This is a genomic window from Haloarcula sp. JP-Z28, assembly GCF_011440255.1.
GTDB classification, from domain to species: Archaea; Halobacteriota; Halobacteria; order Halobacteriales; family Haloarculaceae; genus Haloarcula; species Haloarcula marismortui.
The window spans coordinates 12,858-29,713 of sequence record NZ_JAAOHT010000033.1; the positions used below are offsets into that span (position 1 = coordinate 12,858).

Below are 16,856 nucleotides of genomic sequence, written 5' to 3' on the forward strand. Positions count from 1 at the left end.
GCGAAAGAAACAGTCTCGCTAGTCGTCGACAACAGTACTAAGATTTTCCTCTAGAGATGCGACGCTTTCCCGGATCTGTGTGACCTGTGTAGTCTGTCGCTTGTTCGCTTTTGCAAGCTCCGCAACTTCAGTGGCTACCTGTTGGACACCGTCGACAGTCGTGTCCAGTAACGCGGCGATTTCCTCGGCGCTTGCGGCCTGGTCGTCCGTCGCATCAGCGATTTGGTTCAGTTGGCCAGCAATGTCAGAGATCGACGACTGTATGCGTTGCTGATTCTCGGAGACGTTTCGCGTCTGCCGTTCTATTTCAGCAATACGCCCCGTGGTTTGCTGAACACTGTCGACAGTTTGCGACGCGATCTCCGCGATATCAGAAACCAGCTCATCAATACGTTCTGCTTCGGCCTGCGATTCTGTGGCAAGCGTTTTCACCTCATCTGCAACGACCGCAAACCCATCGCCCTCTTCACCCGCCCTAGCGGCCTCTATTGACGCGTTTAGCGCCAGCATATTTGTCTGCTCAGCCAAGTCGTTGATCGTCGTGACGACCGCATCGATTTCATCGACACGGGACGCGAGGCTATCCGCGTCCGCCGCCATCTGCTCGCTGGCTGCGGTGACTGTGTTCAGTGTCTCTAGAAGTTCTTCGGTCGCATCCTCCGACTCTTCGGCGAGCGTCTCCGCTTCCTCGCCCTGTGTGCTGATCGTTTCGACGCTAGAGGCCACTTCTTCAGTCGTCGCACTAAGCGTCTGTATTTCGTCATCGACATCGTCGATGTGCGCTGCTTCTTCGTCGGCAATGTCTGCGATCTCCTCTGCGTTCGTCGTGACCTGTTCAGCCGCCGACTCCAGGTCCGTCACCGTCGTTTCGAGTTCGCCCTGAACCTGCTTCTGTACCGTCCGCATCGATTTCCGCTGCTCGACGAGATCCGTCACACGACTTACATACTCGAAGGCACCGACGACGTCGCCGGTCGGTGAAACAAGCGGGACAGCGGTTGCCCTGACGTGCCAGTTCGTTCCGTCGTCATGGGTCCCGGACCGAACATCTGTTTCCCGTACCGGTTCGCCGGTTCGTGTGACTTCCTCAGCAAGCGTTTCAGTCACGTCGTCGGTTCCGATAATCTCGTGTGCGACTTCTCCTTTCGCTACCTCGGAATCAACGCCGTGAAATTCAGCTTGGACGTCATTCCAGTGAGTCAGCAGCCCGTCATTATCGACAGCGAGAGCCGGCTCCGGGAACTGTTCGACAAGCTGATCGAACAGGTGTTTCCAGTGGTCGCGTTCCGCGCGTAACCGCTCTTCTTCCGTGACAGCTTCAGAAATTGACGGTCCAAGCGTGTAATCGCCTGAGTCTGACGTATTACTCTGCACTGTCTGTCCATAGTGTACTCATTTACATAAATTACGGCGTGGGATTTCAACAAACGATATTTTATGAGAACCTCAAAAAACCCGCTGGCCGTTACTTCAGGTTACTGTAGACAGTTTTCGCTTCGACGGTGTCCCCAATTCTCAGTAAGTATAGCGTTCTGTATAAGCAAGTGTAGGTACAGACCTGAATCAAGAACTATTCGGATCGCTCCGCTGTACAGCACAACCGATACTGCGTGATCGCTCGCCGAAAGTGGCAGCTACCGGCCGTCAGTCCGACGCTTCCGTAGCTGCCACCGCTACAATCGCGATTTCCATCTCGGTACCTTCGACCTCCCATGTCTTCCGATGGCCGTCCTCGACGCCGTCTAGCTCGTCAGCGCGAACCTCCTCTTTGATGAGGGCCTCGTGCTCGCGGACCAGCGAATCCACGCGCTCGTCGTCGATTGTCAGGTCCACGACAATGCGCGCCTCGATGTCCAGTTCGAGGTCTTTGCGCATCTCCTGGATTCGGCGGATGACCTCGCGGGCGTACCCCTCGCTCTCGATGTCCTCGGTGAGCGCGGTGTCGACGTAGACGACGCCGCCGCCGTCGAGCGCGGCGAACTCCGTCCCGGTGACGCCCTCGGGCGTCTCACGGCGGAACGCGACCATCTCCTCGGTGAGGTCGACGTCCTCACCGAGCGCCTCGCGTACCGTACCTTCGAGGGTATCGAGTGACTGCTCGGCGACGCGGGCCTCGTTGAGCGCGTTCATGACGCGGCCGGCGTCGTCGCCGAAGGCCGGGCCGAGTTCGCTCATGTCGGCCTCGGCGGAGTACTGGAGTTCGCCCCACTCGTCGTCAGCGCCGACAACCTCGACGGCGCGGGCGTTGAGCCGGTCGGCGATGATTGCTTCTTGGGCTCGAACGGCGTCGGCCACGTCGTCGCTGTCCACGTCGACGACGACACGGGTGACGGGCCAGCGGAGTTTGCGCTCGGCCTGCTGGCGAGCGTTCGAACCCGCTTCCTCGACCTCGCGAACGACTTCGATTTCCCGTTCGAGCGCCGGGTCGTGCAGGTCAGCGTCGACCTCGGGCCAGTCGCACATGTGGACCGTCGGGTGGCCGGCGTCGCCGGTGAGTGCGCCGTACACCTGCTCGGCGACGAACGGCGTGAACGGAGCAAACAGCGCGGCCACGGATTCGAGCACGCGATAGAGGGTGGCGTAGGCCGCCTGCTTCGAGGCGCTGTCTTCCTCCTCCCACATCCGCTCGCGGACGACCTGAATGTAGAAGCGAGAGACGTCCTCAACGACGAACTCGAGCAGTTCGTCGACCGCCTTGTCGTTCTCGAAGTCGTCCATCGAGTCGGTCATCGCCTCGGTGACGCTCTGGAGCCGGGAGAGCACCCACTCGTCGACGAGTTCGAGGTCGTCGCGGAGGTCCTCGACCGTCGTTTCCTCGGGGTCGAAGTCATCGGCGCGCATGTACGGCAGCGGGAACCGGGCGACGTTCCAGAGGATGTTCAGCCGCCGTTGCATCTCGGCGGTTTCCTCCCAGGAGAAGTTCATGTCCTCGCCCTGAGCAGTCACCGATAGCAGGAACAGCCGCATCGGGTCGCGGCCGTGCTTCTCGATGACCTCGTGGGGGTCGATGAGGACGCCTTTGGACTTGGACATCCCACGGCCGTCGGGCATGTTGGCGTAGCCGTGCATCAGCACCTGCTTGTACGGTATTTCGCCGGTCGCGGCGGTGCTCATGCCCAGCTGAGACCAGAACCACCCGCGGGTCTGGTCGTGGGCCTCCATGATGAGGTCGGCGGGCCACAGTTCATCGAAGTCCTCCGTCTGCTCGGGGTAGTTGACGGTCCCCCACGTCGCGACGGAGGAGTCGAGCCAGACGTCGAACACGTCGCCGACACGGGTGTAGGTCGTGCTGTCCTCGGTGATGGTGAGGTCGTCGACCGTGCCCTTGTGGAGGTCGACGTTTTCGGGGTCGATGTCCTGGTCGACCCGCTCGGCGAGTTCCTCGCGGTCGCCGACGACGATGGCGTCGTCCATGTCACCGGACCAGTCTTCAGGGAGCCAGATGGGGATCGGGATGCCCCAGTAGCGCTGCCGCGAGACGTTCCAGTCCGGCGCGTCCTCAACGAAGTCCCGGAAGCGGTTATCGCGGGCCCACTGCGGGTACCACTCGCTGTCCTCGATGTTCGCCATCAGTTCGTCCTTGATGTCAGTCACCGTGATGAACCACTGGTCGGTAACGATACGGACGATGTCGGTGTCACAGCGCCAGCACTGCCCTTCGCGGACGGTGTGGCCAGATTCACTGGAGAGCAGGACACCGTTCTCGTCGAGGTCGTCGATGACCTCGTCGTTGGCGTCGCGGACGAACGTCCCGGCGTACTTGCCCGCGTCGTCGGTGTAAACGCCGTCGCTCCCGACCGGACAGAAGATTTCGAGGTCGAGTTCCTGTCCGCGCTCGAAGTCCTCCTCACCGTGGCCGGGCGCGGAGTGGACGAGGCCTGTGCGGTCGGCCTCGACGTAGTCGGCGGTGTACACCTGCCCAGAGCCCTCGCCTTGGGCGTGGTCCGGCACTTTCTCGGCCAGCGGGTGCTCGTACGCCCAGCCGACCATCTCCTCGCCGGACAGTTCCTCGACGACCTCGTAGTCGTCGTACCGGCCGGCCTTCAGTACATCCTCGACACAGGCCTCGGCGAGATAGAGGCGTTCGGTGTCGCCGTCTTTCTCGGCGTCGACGCCCACGTATTCGAGGTCACCGTCGGCGGCGACGAAGGTGTTGGCGACGATTGTCCAGGGCGTCGTCGTCCAGATGACCAGACTGCCATCCTGTTCCGCCAGCGGGAACTTCACGTAAATCGACGGCTTGCCCACGTCGTGGTACTCGACCTCGTTGTTTGCGATGCCGGTCTCACAGCGCGGGCACTGGTTGATGGAGCGCTGGCCCTGTTCGACGAGGTCGCGCTCGTGAGCCTGCTGGAAGCCCCACCAGGCGGCCTCCATATACTCCGGGTTGACCGTCTTGTACGGGTCGTCCCAGTCCATCCAGACGCCGAAATCCTGAAAGTCCGTCTGGAGGCCTTCGAGTTGCTCCTCGGCGAAGTCTTTGCACTCCTCGATGAAGTTCTCCTCGCCGAACTGCTCGATGTCTTTCTTGTTCTCGAAGTCGAGGCGCTCCTCGACTTTCGTCTCGATGGGGAGCCCGTGCATGTCATAGCCCGGCCGGTCAGTGACGTTGTAGCCCTGCATCCGCAGGTAGCGGATGTAACAGTCCTTCAGGGTCTTGTTCCACGTCGTTCCCATGTGGGCCGCGCCGGAGGTGTAGGGCGGTCCGTCGACGAAAAAGTAGTCCTCGCCGTCGGCCCGGTGGGCCTTCGTCTGCTCGTAGGCGTCGACGTCGTCCCAGTACTCGAAGACGCCGTCCTCGACGGCGTCGGGGTCGTACTGGTCATCGACAGCGGCGAAACGTTCCATACCGCCACATTCGCCGCCTCCAATAAAGGACAATCGGTTGTATGTGTGCCGTTCAGCGCTCGCGCTCACGCTGAAGGAGCAAGCTGACCGTCTCGCCGGTCTTGTCCGTGAGCGGAGCGGCGACATGCCACCCCTCGGCTCCAAGTTCGTTCAGTTGCTCGATCGGCGGCGTGACCTCGCCGCCGAGTCCGGCGATCATGACATCACTGTCAACCTCGATAGTGCGGTACTCGTAGGAGGGCATACAGATGCTGGAGCGGCCACCGGCGATAAACGTCTTGTGGTGGCCCAGACAGTACGTCGGTACCGCCACCGACTTGCCACGCACAGCCCTTACCACAGATGTGCCAACGTTTCCGGACGGAGCGGAGCGAAACACCCTCACAGCGGACTGTCGGCGTTGCCCTGAACTCGCCGAGAGCCGGACCTGCATCTCGTGGGGCAACGGTCCGCTGGACGCCGACCTCGTGGTAGTCGGCGAGGCCCCAGCCGAGGGCGACTCCGAGGCCGAGCACTGGCAGGGCGGCAATCTGACCGGGATGGCCTACACGTCACGGCGTTCCGGCCGGAAGGTCCGCGACCTGCTCACCGACGCCGGGTTCAGTCACGACGACTGCTACTACACCAACGCCGTGAAGTGCCACCCGCCGGGGAACCGCGACCCGACCGATGCGGAACTGGCGAACTGCCGGCCCTACCTCGTCGAAGAAGTCGAGGCGATCGAGCCGACTGCGGTCGTGGCGACCGGGAAACACGCGACGAAGACAGTACTGGCGCTGGACGGCGAGTCGCTTGACGGCTTCCTCGACAGCGTGCTCGACCCCCGCCGAAGCGAGGCGCTGGGCGTGCCCGTGGTTCCGCTGCTCCACCCGTCGTATCAGGAAGTCTGGCTCTCGCGGCTGGGCTACGACCGCGAGACGTATGTCGACGCTCTCACGGACGCGGTCGCCGGTGTCGCCGACACCTAGAACCTTCTTGTGACCGCCGGACGCAGGGACGACCATGAGCGAGGACTGCATCTTCTGTCAGATCGTTGCCGGCGACATCCCCGGCCGCACCGTCTACGAGGACGACACCGTGCTGGCGTTTCTGGACGCCAATCCGCTCTCGCCAGGCCACACGCTCGTCATTCCGAAGGCCCACCACGAGCGGCTGAACGACACGCCCGCCGATGTGGCGAGTGCAGTCATGTCGACGTTGCACGAACTCGTCCCCGCCGTCGAGTCCGCCGTCGACGCCCCCGCCAGCACGGTTGCGTTCAACAACGGTGAGGTGGCCGGTCAGGAGGTCCCCCACGTCCACGGCCACATTATCCCGCGGTTCGAGGACGACGGCGGCCGCCCGATTCACGTGCTGGTCAACGACCGTCCCGACATTTCTGACGACGAACTGGACGACATCGAGAACGACATCGTCGCTGAGCAAGCGTAAAATTCCGCACCTTTTTACCGAAAGATACGCCAACAGCAACGCATGGGGGTTTCGACGCTTGCGTTCGTCGGGTGTACTGGTGGGGCTGGAACAACAAGGCTGACAGTCGAGACAGCGGCGACACTGGCCCGGGGTGGGCGGTCCGTCGCTGTCGTCGACGCAGCCTTCGGCACACAGGGGCTGGCGACGTACGTCGACGGGCGGCTCGACGCCGACGTGACTGCGGTGGCCGTCGGCGACGTGCCGGTCGACGACGCGCTGTTCGAGTGGGATATCGACGCCGACGGGCGGGTTGCGCTCTGTCCGGCCCACGCGCCGTTTGAGCGCCTCGCGCGAGCGAAGTCAGCCGAAAGCGCACAGGCGCTCGAACAGGCTATCGAAGAGGTAGCCGGCCGGTTCGACCACGTCCTGCTCGATGTGCCGCCGATCGCATCGAATCAGGCCGTCGCCGCTGCCACGACCGCACAGCGGCGGGCGCTCGTAGTGCCGGCCAGCCAGCGCGGCAGCGACCTGTTTCCGAGGCAACGAGGCCGACTCCGTGACATCGGCGCACCGGCATCGGCCATTGTCGCCACCCGCGTGCACGGCGATGGCGGTGAATCCGTCGAAGACGCGGCACACACCGTTCCACACATCGGACCGGGCGCACCCAGACCACTTGCGACGGACCCCCGGTCGGATATCGCTCCGGCTGTCGCCGCGATGGCCGAGGACCTGCTCGATGTCGACCTCGGTCTGACCTTCGAGGACGACGGCCTGTTCTCCCGCTAGGGCAGCGGGAGGACGATAACGGGGCGGTCGACGTTGGTCAGGAGGTCCCGAGCCATCGACCCGACGCCGTCGCTGTCGTCGGTCCCACGGTGGGGGCCGATGAGGAGTTCGTCCGGGTCATGCTCGTCAACCGCCGCCAGTATCTCCGTTACGGGCGCTCCGTCTCGCGTCTCCGTCGCGGGCATGAAGGCTGCGAGCCGCGAGCGGGCGACGTTGACGGCGTCACCGGCGTCGCGGGACGGAGCATCGGGGTCGCGGACCGCGACCACGACGATATCGTGATCGGCTGCCGGGTCGAGGCGGTGCTGGAGATAGTCAGCGGCGGCTGCGGTGACGTGGACAGAGCTGGTGGCGAGCAGGAACGTCGTCATTGTGTGTCAATGGGTTCCATTCGGCTTCGTGCTTTCGCTCGTCAGTAGCTGCATACGGCAGGGGATGTTATACACATAGTCAGGGGCTCGTAGCCACCGCATACGTATAGCAGATGAACACTCGTACACGGTATCCCACCGAGAGATATGTCCAACGCCCATCCAACCGGTGTGTCGGTGTTCGTCTGTCCGTTTTGCGAGCAGACGTTCGACCAGCCGCAATCGACGTGTGCAAACTGCGATAGCACCGTCGTCGTCCCGCTGGAAAACCAGTTCGTGTATCGCGATATCCTCTCGATGTGCGGGACGTAGGCCGGCCAGTCGAACGCGTTGCAGGCCCTTCACGACTCCAGTCGCACCGACGGGCTTACATACAGCCCAACCTGTACCCGAGAGCGTGCGCGTCGAGAACAGTTTCATCGGAACCGACGGCGTCGGGGAGAAGACCGAGCGGTCCATCTGGGAGCAGGGCGTCACCCACTGGGACGAGTTCGAACCGTCCGTCGTCGGCGGCCAGCGCGGCGACCGCATCCAGCAGTTCATCGACGAGGGACGGGACCGGGTGGCCGAGACCGACGTTACCTATTTTGACCACGCGTTTCCCAGCAGCGAGCGCTGGCGGCTGTACGAGACCTTCCGTGAACGGGCCTGCTTCTTCGACATCGAGACGACCGGACTCGACCAGGACCGCAACCAGGTGACGACGGTGAGCCTCCATCAGGACGGGGACACACAGACGCTCATCGCCGGTGACGACCTGACCGCCGGGAACCTCCGGGCCGCGTTCGACGGTGCGGACTTACTGGTGACGTTCAACGGCAAGCGCTTCGACGTGCCCTTCCTCGAAGCGAACTTCGATGTCGACCTTGACCGCCCGCATCTAGACCTGATGTACACCTGCAAGAAAATCGGACTCTCCGGCGGGCTCAAACAGGTCGAGCAGGACATCGGTATCGAGCGGGACCGGCCGGACATCTCGGGCCAAGACGCGGTGCGACTCTGGCGGGAACACGAGCAGGGCCGCGACGGTGCACTCGAAACACTGGTGTCATACAACCGTGAGGATACGGTGAATCTCAAGACGCTGGCCGAAACCGCCACCGAGCGGCTTGATGAGCAGATTTTTGTTGGCTGATTCCAGGGACGAGAATTGTCACCACACCCCCATTGTTTCAGGTGGAGCGGAGGCGGTGGCTGGCAGCCGTGGAGTGTTAGCGGGAGTATTACCGAGCTATCGACTCCAAAACGGCGTGTGGCCGTGGCCGAGGACGATAGAAGCCACGTGCCAGACAACGAGGTCAAAGAACAGCGCCGTATTCTGCCCCGTACCGATGCCGTAGAGCGACGGGAGATACAGCAGCGGCAGCAATACCGCACCCCAGAACGCAAACGGTCGGACACCGACGAGTGTCACGGTCCAGACCCCGCGAGCCGCAAACACAAGCGTATCGAGGTATTGACCGAGGTCTGTCAGTCGCAGTCTGTCGGCGTCGCTCCGGTGCGGGAGCGGAGGGCTATCACCGCTTGATGACCCCACCCTCACTCCCCCTGTCTGGCCTCGGTATCATTAATCGAATCAACAGTATACCGCACCTAATCGATGGTCACTACACAGATAGACGACCGCGCCAGCGCGTCTATGTGTATTCACGTCCACAGGTACTGTCATTTTGTGACAGGAATTACACTGGATTCACGGCGTCCCCACAATCCGGGCACGCGGCGAGCATCCGCGGCCAGTCGCCGGCCCTATCGTACGCGATGACGAGATTCGCTGCGGGAATCGTCACGTCACAGGCAGGACACTGCCCGAGCGGTGGGTCAACCGTTTCTGTGTCACTGTCCCACATGCATCGACCTACGCACTCAATACATATTGTTATCAGGCTCCTACGGAGTGTGCGGCACGTTTACGTGTCGTCGCTGTCCTGTGGCGGCCGCTCGGATAATCGGTCGAACCGACGCTGTGTCTCGCTCGCCCGGTTATCGGTTTCGTCGGGCTCATGGATTACATCCGCAAGCGCCGCGTCTGCAACAGTGATTTCCAGAACCACGTCGGCCGTCCGCGCCTCGGTCGGCAGTTCGGTCGCCGCAATGTCGAGGGCAGACAGTCCGGCCTCGGTGTCCACTTCCAGCGTGGCGATCCCGTCTTCGATCCGGTCGACGACGGCGGTGTAGGTTCCGTCAGGTAGCATTAGTAGCTCCGTTTCAGTATGGTCTCGTTGTCGGCGTCGGTCACAGTGACTGTGTCGCCGCCGTTGTTCCATATCGGACGCCCCGACCCCCAGTAAAGATCGGTGTCCGTGTCGGTGCCGCTGCCGGTGTGCAGCGTCACGGTTTCGTCCGGGCCGAGAGTGAATCCGTCGGGGACGGTGTAGCTGTGGTCGGCGTCATCGCTGACCGTCCAGCCGCCCATTTCCAGCGGCTCCGCGCCCGCGTTCCGGAACACGACGTACTCGTCGTTGAGGTTGTCCCGGTCGTCGCCCGCCGCATCGGCGCGCACCCGGTCGATAATCAGGTCGCCACTTGTGTTCTCGGCGGGCGTTCCACCGTCAGTTGCGGTTGGGCCCGGTGTATCAGTCCGCGGAGACGAGCGGGGCAGGTAGGTCGCTCGCGGCGTAACCGGTTCGGTCGCACCCGGCGCAATCGGGTCCCCGGTGCGGAGTGACAGCGGGTCGGTCGGCGCTGCCCGCTGCGTGCTGACGGTCACAGCGGTCCCGTTGCTAGTCAAGACGGTGTCCCCGTGGGTTGCGGTCCAGTATGCCGGAACCGAACGCGCCGTAAGGCGCTGGAGCGTCTCGTTGTTCGGATGGCCGTACTGCGAATCGTAGGCGCTCGAGACCACTACGGTCCGGGGGTCGACGGCGTCAAGTAGCGGCCCGCTCGTGCTTGACGCGCTGCCGTGGTGGCCGGCTTTCAGTACGGTGGCCCTGAGCGCCGCTCCGTAGGTATCGACGAGATACGCCTCCTGGTCGTCCTCCGCATCGCCGGTAAAGAGAAAGCTCATCTCGCCGTGCTCGATTCGGAGGACGATGCTGTTCTCGTTTCGCGCCGCGTTTTCCAGATACGGCTCCGGCGGGCCGAGCACGGTCGTCTCGACGCCGGAAAACGGAATCCGGTCGCCCTCGCGCGTTTCGTACAGCGTCACGTTGTGGGCTTCGACGGCGTCGAGGTACCGCTCGTAGGTCTGCGTGCTCGCGGCGATACCGGGGTCGTACACCGCACCGACGCCGCTTTTCTCGGTCTCGTAGTGCCTGATGACGGCCGCATTACCACCAATGTGGTCGGCGTCGTTGTGCGAGACGACGAAGTGGTCTATGCGGTCGATGCCCTGCCGGTCGAGGTACTGGAGGACGTACTCGCCGTCGTCGGTGAAGTCCCCGGAGTCGATGAGCATCGTCTCGTTGTCTGGGCTGACCAGCAGGGTCGCCACCGACTGGCCGACGTTGATGAAGTGGACCTCTAACGTCCCGTTCGCTGCGCCCGGGGAACCGGCGTCCGGCGTTGCAGTCGGCGGGGTCGCCGTCTCCGTGGCGGTCGACAGGTCCGCACCGCCGTCCACGCCGTTTGCCACGAACCCGCCACAGCCGGCAAGCACCAGTAGCGCCGCGACTGCCAAGGACTCGACACGGGGACTCCGTACCATTCCGTCTGTCTACGTGGCCGAGTTATTTGGTACCACTTACCAACTACGTGCCACGGGACAGGGCATATCGTCGCTAGCTCAGAACGACGGCACGCCGGTCAGTAGTTCGCGGTCTCGGGCGTCTGTGGCGAGTCCGTCGGTCGCAGCAGGTGGACGCGCCCGGCGAGGAACCCCAACAAAAGGCCGGTGAAGTGTGCGATGAGCGCGACGCCGGGGTTCGCGGTCGCGAGCGTGATCGCCGCGGCGACGCCGCCGGCCAGCGCCAACTGGACGCGCGGCGCGAGTTCGAACCCACCGATGACAGTGTCAGTCAGGCGGTTTGCGGCGAGCAGATAGCCAAAGAGCGCAAACACCGCGCCGCTGGCCCCGAGGACGGAGACGTGGCTGACCATCCCAGGAACGAGCGGGCCGACAAGGCTGGCAATCGAGACCTGCGAGACGCCGGCGAGTGCGCCGGTCGAGAGGAAGAAGGCGTGGAATCGGAGCGGCGACGTCCGGCGTTCGAGGACGACACCGGCGAGCGCCACTCCGACGGCGTTTGCGATGAGATGCGACAGGCCAGCATGTGCGTACACGCTGGTGACGAGTGTCCAGGGACGACTGAACAGCGGGGGCGAGAGGGCGAACAGGCTCCGCGGGGCGGTCACCACGCCGACGGCCTGCTGTGCGAGGAACACAGCACCGATGACCGCCAGCGTGACCACGGTTGGGCTTTGTCGCAACGGCTTCATTGTGCCGATATTGTCGCTCTCAACACAAGAAACGCTCGGACAGCCCTCCGTTTCAGAACGCATAGGTGGCATCGTCGCGTTATGTCGCGTATGTCCGAACTGACCGACGCCCTCACCACGGCGTTCGCAGACGAGACCGATGACGAAATCGCACAGACGGCCGCCGAGAACATCGCCGACTTCGCCGAGGAGTACGACGAGGATCTGACGAGCGACCGCGTCACCGACCTGCTCGCGGACGCGCCTTACGACGGGTTCGACCGCCAGTTCAACTGGGTCATCGGCGAACTCGCCGCTGAAAATGAGGACTGCACCGACTCCCGGCCGTTCCGTATCGACGGGTTCGGCGAACTCGCCGCTGACCCCGATATCGGGACCTGAAGGGACATGCCTGGCGGAACCTACACGCTGGTTCTCGAACGGGACACCAGCAGGCCAATCGAGGTCGGCGCGCTGGGCGAAATCGAGTTCCCGGCGGGCTGGTACGCCTACACCGGGAGTGCGCTGGGCAGCGGCGGCTTCGGGCGCATCGACCGCCACCGCGCCGTCGCCGAAGGCGACAACGACACCCGGCACTGGCACATCGACTATCTACTCGGCGACGCGGCGACGACCATCGCCCGGGTCGTCACGACCGAAGCCGATATCGAATGCGCCGTCGCCAAGCGGGTCGACGGACCGACAGCGGCGGGGTTCGACCGTATCGACGCCTTCGGCTGTTCTGACTGTGACTGTCGCTCACACCTGATACACCACGAACAGCAGGAGAAACTTGTCGGCGCGGTGACTGCTGCCCACGAGGCCGCTCAAGAGGAGACAACAGCCGCGACAGAGTAGTCAGGAGATGTGAATCGCGGGCTTGTTCGGTCGCGCTTTTGCCGCGAGGTCGTCGTCGGGTGCGGCCCGCCGGACGACGACGTCACAGCCGAACTCATCTTCGAACAGCCACGCGGCCTGCTGGAGCGTGTCGAGTTCGCGCTCGCCGTTGATAATCGGTTCGAGCCCTGCCCCGCGGTCGGCCAACCGGTCGGCGAAATCAGCGGCCGTGTCGCCGTGCTGCTTGATACCCTCGTCGGCCATGATTTCGCCGACGATGGCGTCGTCGGGGTCAGACTCGCGGGCGATTTCGTAGGCGCGGTACTTCCAGTCGGCGGCGACGACGAGTTCGACCTCGTTCGGTTCGTCGATGTCGACGACCTCCGTGATTTCGCGCACGTCGTCGAGCGTCCGCCGGACGACCTGCCGCTCGATGCGGTAATCGTCCACGTCACGGAGCGGTTCTGGCCACCGGCTCTCGGCGACGAGGCCGTCCTCGTCGAGCAGCTGCCACATCTCCTCGGCGAGGAACGGCGCGATCGGGGCAACTAGGCCAGCGAGCACACGCAAGCCGCGGCTGTAGGCGAACTGGTAGGGACGGTCGTAGCCCGCGTAGCGCCCCAGTAGGCGGGCGAAGCGCTGTATCTCGCCGATAACGCGATGGAAGCGAAAGCGGTCGTACTCCTCGGTAACGGCCGCGATAGTCCGGTCGATTTCCCGCTCTAAGTACGCGTCGTGGTCGGTGCTCTCGGTCCGTGTCTCCGTTCGGTCGGTGTATTCCGTGACAAGGCGATACAGCGTCTGCTGGAAGTCGTAGGCCGTGGAGACGTCCTTCACGGTCCACTCGAAGTCCTGCGAGGGGTGGGCCGCCGAGAGGACAAACAGCCGCGTCGTCTCGGCCCCGTACTCGTGGGGCGCGATGTCGTTGCCCTTCGATTTGGACATCTTCTCGCCGCTGTGAAGCACTGTGCCCTGATTGATGAGCCGCTCGACCGGTTCTTCCCGGTCCAGCAGGCCGATGTCCGACAGCGCGCGGGTGAAAAAGCGTATATAGAGGAGGTGCAGCACTGCGTGTTCCTCGCCGCCGACGTACACGTCGACCGGGAGCCACTCGTCGGCGGTTTTCTGGTCGAAGGGCGCGTCCGCGAAGTGCGGCGAAAGATATCTGAGGAAGTACCACGAGGAGTCGACAAACGTGTCCATCGTGTCCGTCTCCCGCACCGCGTCGGCCCCGCAGTCGGGACAGCTCGTCTGTTTCCACTCCTCTGCGGCGTCGAGTGGGTTCCCCGTCGTCTGGACGTAGTCGGGCAGTTCCACCGGGAGGTCCTCCTCGGGGACCGGAACGTGACCGCAGTCGTCGCAGTGGACGATGGGGATCGGCGTCCCCCAGTAGCGCTGCCGCGAGATGAGCCAGTCCCGCAGGCGGTAGGTCACCGCGGACTCGGCGGCCTCGTGCTCGCGCAGGCGCTCGCGGGCGGCGGAACTGGCGAGGCCGTCGTACTCGCCACTGTCCATGAGCATCCCGTCGCCGGTGTAGGGTGCGTGTGGCAGGTCCGTTCCGCTGCCGTCGACCGGTTCGACAGCCTGCTCGACGGGCAGGTCGTGTTCGTCGGCGAAGGCGTGGTCCTGTTCGTTGTGAGCCGGCACGCCCATCACCGCACCCGTGCCCACGTCGTCAAGCACGTACGCCGCGACGTACACCGGCAGTTCCTCGCCGGTGTAGGGGTGGGTCGCGGTGAGGTCCGTCTCGACGCCGCTCATTCCGGCGTCGTCCGTGCTCGCCACCGACTCCACGTAGTCGGCGACATCGTCGTCCGCCTCGGCCAGCGCCCGGGCGAGGTCGTGGCCCGGCGACAGCGCCAGATATGTCGCGCCATATACTGTGTCGAGCCGCGTCGTGAACGCCTCAACGGTCCCGTGGTCGTCGTGACCGACTGAGAAGGCGACGCGAGCACCTTCTTGTCGACCGATCCAGTTGCGCTGGCTGTCCCGGACGCCGTCGGGCCATCCCTCCAGATCGTCCAGTCCGTGATACAGCTCCTCGGCGTAGTCGGTGATGGCGAAGAACCACTGGTCCAGGTCACGCTGCTCGACGTCCGTTCCACAGCGCCAGCAGACACCGCCACCGTGGGTGTGGCTGTGGCCAGTGCCAGCAGTCGTTTCGCCTTCATCGGCTTCCGGCGGCGTTTCGACCTGCGCGTCAGCAAGCACTGTCTCACAGTCCGGACACCAGTTCACCGTCGCCGCGCCGTAGTCGACCAGCCCCTCATCGTAGAACTGGGTGAACAGCCACTGGTTCCACTGGTAGTAGTCGGGGTCGCAGGTAGTGATTTCCCGGGACCAGTCGTAGCCAAAGCCCATCTCCCGGAGGTCGTCTTTCATCTGGTCGATACAGGTTCGGGTCCAGGATTCGGGGTCAGTGTCCCGTTTGTAGGCCGCGTTCTCCGCCGGCAGGCCGAAGGCGTCCCACCCCATCGGGTGAAGCACCTCGTCACCGGCCATCCGCCGATACCGGGTGTAGGCGTCGGTAATGGCGTAGTTTCTGATGTGCCCCATATGCAACGAGCCGGAGGTGTAGGGAAACATTCCCAGCACGTACGTCGGGTCCGTAGCGTCGGTCGGGCATTCGAAAACGCCCTCTCGCTCCCAGGCCTGCTGCCAGTACTCCTGAACCCGAGCGTGGTCATATCGGCGCGACATTTGCTATCTCGTCCTGTGCTTGCCGCGCACATCAGTGTTCGGCTAGAAAAGGTGGCGAGTCGTAGTGAGACAGTGGTTGTGTACAGCCAGAAAGCCCCGGCTGTCATCGGACGCGCAGCGTCCGATTGCCCGCGAGAGCGAAGCTCTCGCCCTGGCTGAACTCGGGGGCCTCGCTGCGGTCCTCACTGCGTTGCGGTCCTTGCTTCGTCCGCCGTCGTTCAGCCAGCCGCCCCTTTCAGTCCCACCCAGCATAGTTTGGGCAACCATCTACGGGTGGGACTGAAAGGGGCTGCCGTCTCGGCGAACCCCGACGACGCAAGCACCTACCGGGGCGTCGTTCGAGAGAGCGAAGCTCTCTCGTGATCACGAAAATCTCCGGTTTTCGGACGACAGCGAGTCGCGGGAGCCGAGACGGCAGGGGCTTTCTGGCTGTTCGCATTCGATCAACTGCTGCGGGCAGAAACAAGTCCAGAGAAGGTTGTGTCTAGCTCATTCCTCGCCGGACTCGTAGTGGTCACCGGCGGCTTCCGGCAGGCGGGTCTTGCCCACCAGAGCGAGCACGACGATGACGGCGACGAACGGAATCGTCTGGACCAGCGAATCGGGGACGGCGATGACATCGGCCGTCTGGAGACGCAACTGGACGGCGTCAAGGCCGGCAAACAGCGTGGTCGATAGCAGCGCGCCGACCGGATTGTAGTTGCCGAACAGATACGCGACGATGGCGATGAATCCCTTGCCGTTGACCATCGTCGGGCCGTTCCCGGTGAACTGACCGATGTTGATCGCCAACGCGGCCCCACCCATGCCGGAGAAGACACCGGAGAGGAGCACGGCGGCGTAGCGGACGCGAGACACATCAACGCCGGCGGTGTCAAGCGCCTTCGGGTTCTCGCCGGCGGCCCGGACCCAGCGGCCGAACGTGGTTCGGTTCAGGACGTACCACGACGCCGCCACAGCGAGGAACATGATGTAGACCGCGGGCGAGGCGTCAAACAGCGCGCCGAAGAACGGGATCTCGGCCAGCGTCGGAACGGTTATTGTGTCGAAAGTCCCGACGCTGCTGGTGTTTGGCCCGCCGTAGAACACCTGCGAGGCGAACGGCGCAAGTCCGAGTGCGATGAGCCAGACCGCCAGCCCAGCGATAATCTGATCGGCGCGGAACTCGATACAGACAACGGCGAACACGCCCGCGAGGAGCGTCGACGCAACAATGCCGATGAGGAACCCGAGCCACAGCGAACCGGTGGCGTCGGCTCCGAAGATGGCTGCGAAGGCGGAGATGATGAGCAGCCCTTCCAGCCCGATATTGATGATCCCACTCTTCTCGGCGAAGATGCCGCCCAGCGCGGCCAGCACGATCGGAACCGAGAGCCGCAGTGTCGATGACAGCGTCGATTTCGAGGCCAGAACCCAGAATATCTGTCCGGGCGTCGACGCCGGCGCGAAGAGTCCGAATCCGGCAAGCACAGCCAGTGTGAGGAACGCTGCGGCGGCGATGAGGACCCGACTCGAAGCCGAGCGGAGTCGATCCATAGCACT

The 16,856-nt window shown here is 63.7% G+C and carries 18 protein-coding genes; 7 read left to right on the plus strand and 11 right to left on the minus strand.

Going from position 1 to position 16,856, the window contains the following annotated elements; genetic code table 11:
* Positions 1 to 18: 18 nt before the first annotated feature.
* The 3 genes from G9463_RS12975 to G9463_RS12985 form a co-directional block, all read right to left on the minus strand.
* A complete protein-coding gene (locus tag G9463_RS12975) occupies positions 19 to 1,374 on the minus strand; it encodes a methyl-accepting chemotaxis protein (RefSeq protein WP_004959767.1) in 1,356 nt (451 codons plus the stop codon).
* Between the two features lie 270 nt (positions 1,375 to 1,644).
* Positions 1,645 to 4,848, minus strand: a complete 3,204-nt coding sequence (ileS, locus tag G9463_RS12980) for an isoleucine--tRNA ligase (RefSeq protein ID WP_165896915.1) — start codon at positions 4,846 to 4,848, stop codon at positions 1,645 to 1,647.
* 52 nt (positions 4,849 to 4,900) lie between these two features.
* Positions 4,901 to 5,092, minus strand: coding sequence for a hypothetical protein (locus G9463_RS12985; RefSeq protein WP_049919134.1), 192 nt, complete (start codon positions 5,090 to 5,092; stop codon positions 4,901 to 4,903).
* Between the two features lie 100 nt (positions 5,093 to 5,192).
* On the opposite strand from G9463_RS12985, the gene G9463_RS12990 reads away from it, so the two are divergent.
* Genes G9463_RS12990 through G9463_RS13000 form a run of 3 tightly spaced genes read left to right on the plus strand, consistent with a single transcriptional unit; the run spans position 5,193 to position 7,050 of the window.
* Positions 5,193 to 5,816 (plus strand): uracil-DNA glycosylase family protein, encoded by a 624-nt coding sequence (locus tag G9463_RS12990; protein WP_049939030.1) that lies wholly within the window; start codon positions 5,193 to 5,195, stop codon positions 5,814 to 5,816.
* A 34-nt stretch (positions 5,817 to 5,850) separates the two neighbouring features.
* Positions 5,851 to 6,279, plus strand: coding sequence for an HIT family protein (locus tag G9463_RS12995; RefSeq protein WP_004959776.1), 429 nt, complete (start codon positions 5,851 to 5,853; stop codon positions 6,277 to 6,279).
* 42 nt (positions 6,280 to 6,321) lie between these two features.
* Entirely contained in the window at positions 6,322 to 7,050 is a 729-nt protein-coding gene (locus tag G9463_RS13000; RefSeq protein WP_165896916.1) for a ParA family protein, read from the plus strand.
* On the opposite strand, the gene G9463_RS13005 is transcribed toward G9463_RS13000, so the two are convergent.
* On the minus strand, positions 7,047 to 7,421 hold the full coding sequence (locus tag G9463_RS13005) for a universal stress protein (protein ID WP_165896917.1): 375 nt from the start codon (positions 7,419 to 7,421) through the stop codon (positions 7,047 to 7,049). The genes G9463_RS13000 and G9463_RS13005 overlap by 4 nt on opposite strands.
* A 147-nt stretch (positions 7,422 to 7,568) precedes the next feature.
* Between G9463_RS13005 and G9463_RS13010 the strand changes: the two genes are divergently transcribed.
* Complete coding sequence (locus tag G9463_RS13010; protein ID WP_161618944.1) at positions 7,569 to 7,733, plus strand: hypothetical protein; 165 nt, start codon at positions 7,569 to 7,571, stop codon at positions 7,731 to 7,733.
* Between the two features lie 85 nt (positions 7,734 to 7,818).
* Complete coding sequence (locus tag G9463_RS13015; protein WP_007189534.1) at positions 7,819 to 8,556, plus strand: ribonuclease H-like domain-containing protein; 738 nt, start codon at positions 7,819 to 7,821, stop codon at positions 8,554 to 8,556.
* 96 nt (positions 8,557 to 8,652) lie between these two features.
* Here G9463_RS13015 and G9463_RS13020 read toward each other — a convergent pair whose 3' ends face one another.
* The 5 genes from G9463_RS13020 to G9463_RS13040 form a co-directional block, all read right to left on the minus strand.
* Positions 8,653 to 8,958 carry a hypothetical protein gene (locus tag G9463_RS13020; RefSeq protein WP_370457915.1) on the minus strand — a complete coding sequence of 102 codons (306 nt, stop codon included), beginning with the start codon at positions 8,956 to 8,958 and terminating at the stop codon, positions 8,653 to 8,655.
* A 145-nt stretch (positions 8,959 to 9,103) separates the two neighbouring features.
* The gene (locus G9463_RS13025) at positions 9,104 to 9,271 is read right to left on the minus strand and encodes a hypothetical protein (protein ID WP_004959785.1); all 168 of its coding nucleotides are present in this window, start codon (positions 9,269 to 9,271) and stop codon (positions 9,104 to 9,106) included.
* 60 nt (positions 9,272 to 9,331) lie between these two features.
* Complete coding sequence (locus tag G9463_RS13030) at positions 9,332 to 9,616, minus strand: DUF3006 domain-containing protein (protein WP_165896919.1); 285 nt, start codon at positions 9,614 to 9,616, stop codon at positions 9,332 to 9,334.
* On the minus strand, positions 9,616 to 11,067 hold the full coding sequence (locus tag G9463_RS13035) for a lamin tail domain-containing protein (RefSeq protein ID WP_165896920.1): 1,452 nt from the start codon (positions 11,065 to 11,067) through the stop codon (positions 9,616 to 9,618). Before G9463_RS13035 ends, G9463_RS13030 begins: the two co-directional genes overlap by 1 nt.
* A 98-nt stretch (positions 11,068 to 11,165) precedes the next feature.
* Positions 11,166 to 11,798, minus strand: coding sequence for a rhomboid family intramembrane serine protease (locus tag G9463_RS13040; protein WP_049919138.1), 633 nt, complete (start codon positions 11,796 to 11,798; stop codon positions 11,166 to 11,168).
* Positions 11,799 to 11,888: 90 nt separating this feature from the next.
* On the opposite strand from G9463_RS13040, the gene G9463_RS13045 reads away from it, so the two are divergent.
* Both G9463_RS13045 and G9463_RS13050 read left to right on the plus strand, forming a co-directional pair.
* On the plus strand, positions 11,889 to 12,179 hold the full coding sequence (locus tag G9463_RS13045) for a hypothetical protein (RefSeq protein ID WP_127013964.1): 291 nt from the start codon (positions 11,889 to 11,891) through the stop codon (positions 12,177 to 12,179).
* A gap of 6 nt (positions 12,180 to 12,185) precedes the next feature.
* Positions 12,186 to 12,635 (plus strand): DUF123 domain-containing protein, encoded by a 450-nt coding sequence (locus tag G9463_RS13050; RefSeq protein ID WP_165896921.1) that lies wholly within the window; start codon positions 12,186 to 12,188, stop codon positions 12,633 to 12,635.
* On the opposite strand, the gene leuS is transcribed toward G9463_RS13050, so the two are convergent.
* Together leuS and G9463_RS13060 are read right to left on the minus strand one after the other, a co-directional pair.
* The gene (leuS, locus tag G9463_RS13055; protein ID WP_165896922.1) at positions 12,636 to 15,314 is read right to left on the minus strand and encodes a leucine--tRNA ligase; all 2,679 of its coding nucleotides are present in this window, start codon (positions 15,312 to 15,314) and stop codon (positions 12,636 to 12,638) included. It abuts the gene before it with no gap.
* A 489-nt stretch (positions 15,315 to 15,803) separates the two neighbouring features.
* Positions 15,804 to 16,850, minus strand: coding sequence for an ABC transporter permease (locus G9463_RS13060; protein WP_004959804.1), 1,047 nt, complete (start codon positions 16,848 to 16,850; stop codon positions 15,804 to 15,806).
* Positions 16,851 to 16,856 lie beyond the last annotated feature (6 nt).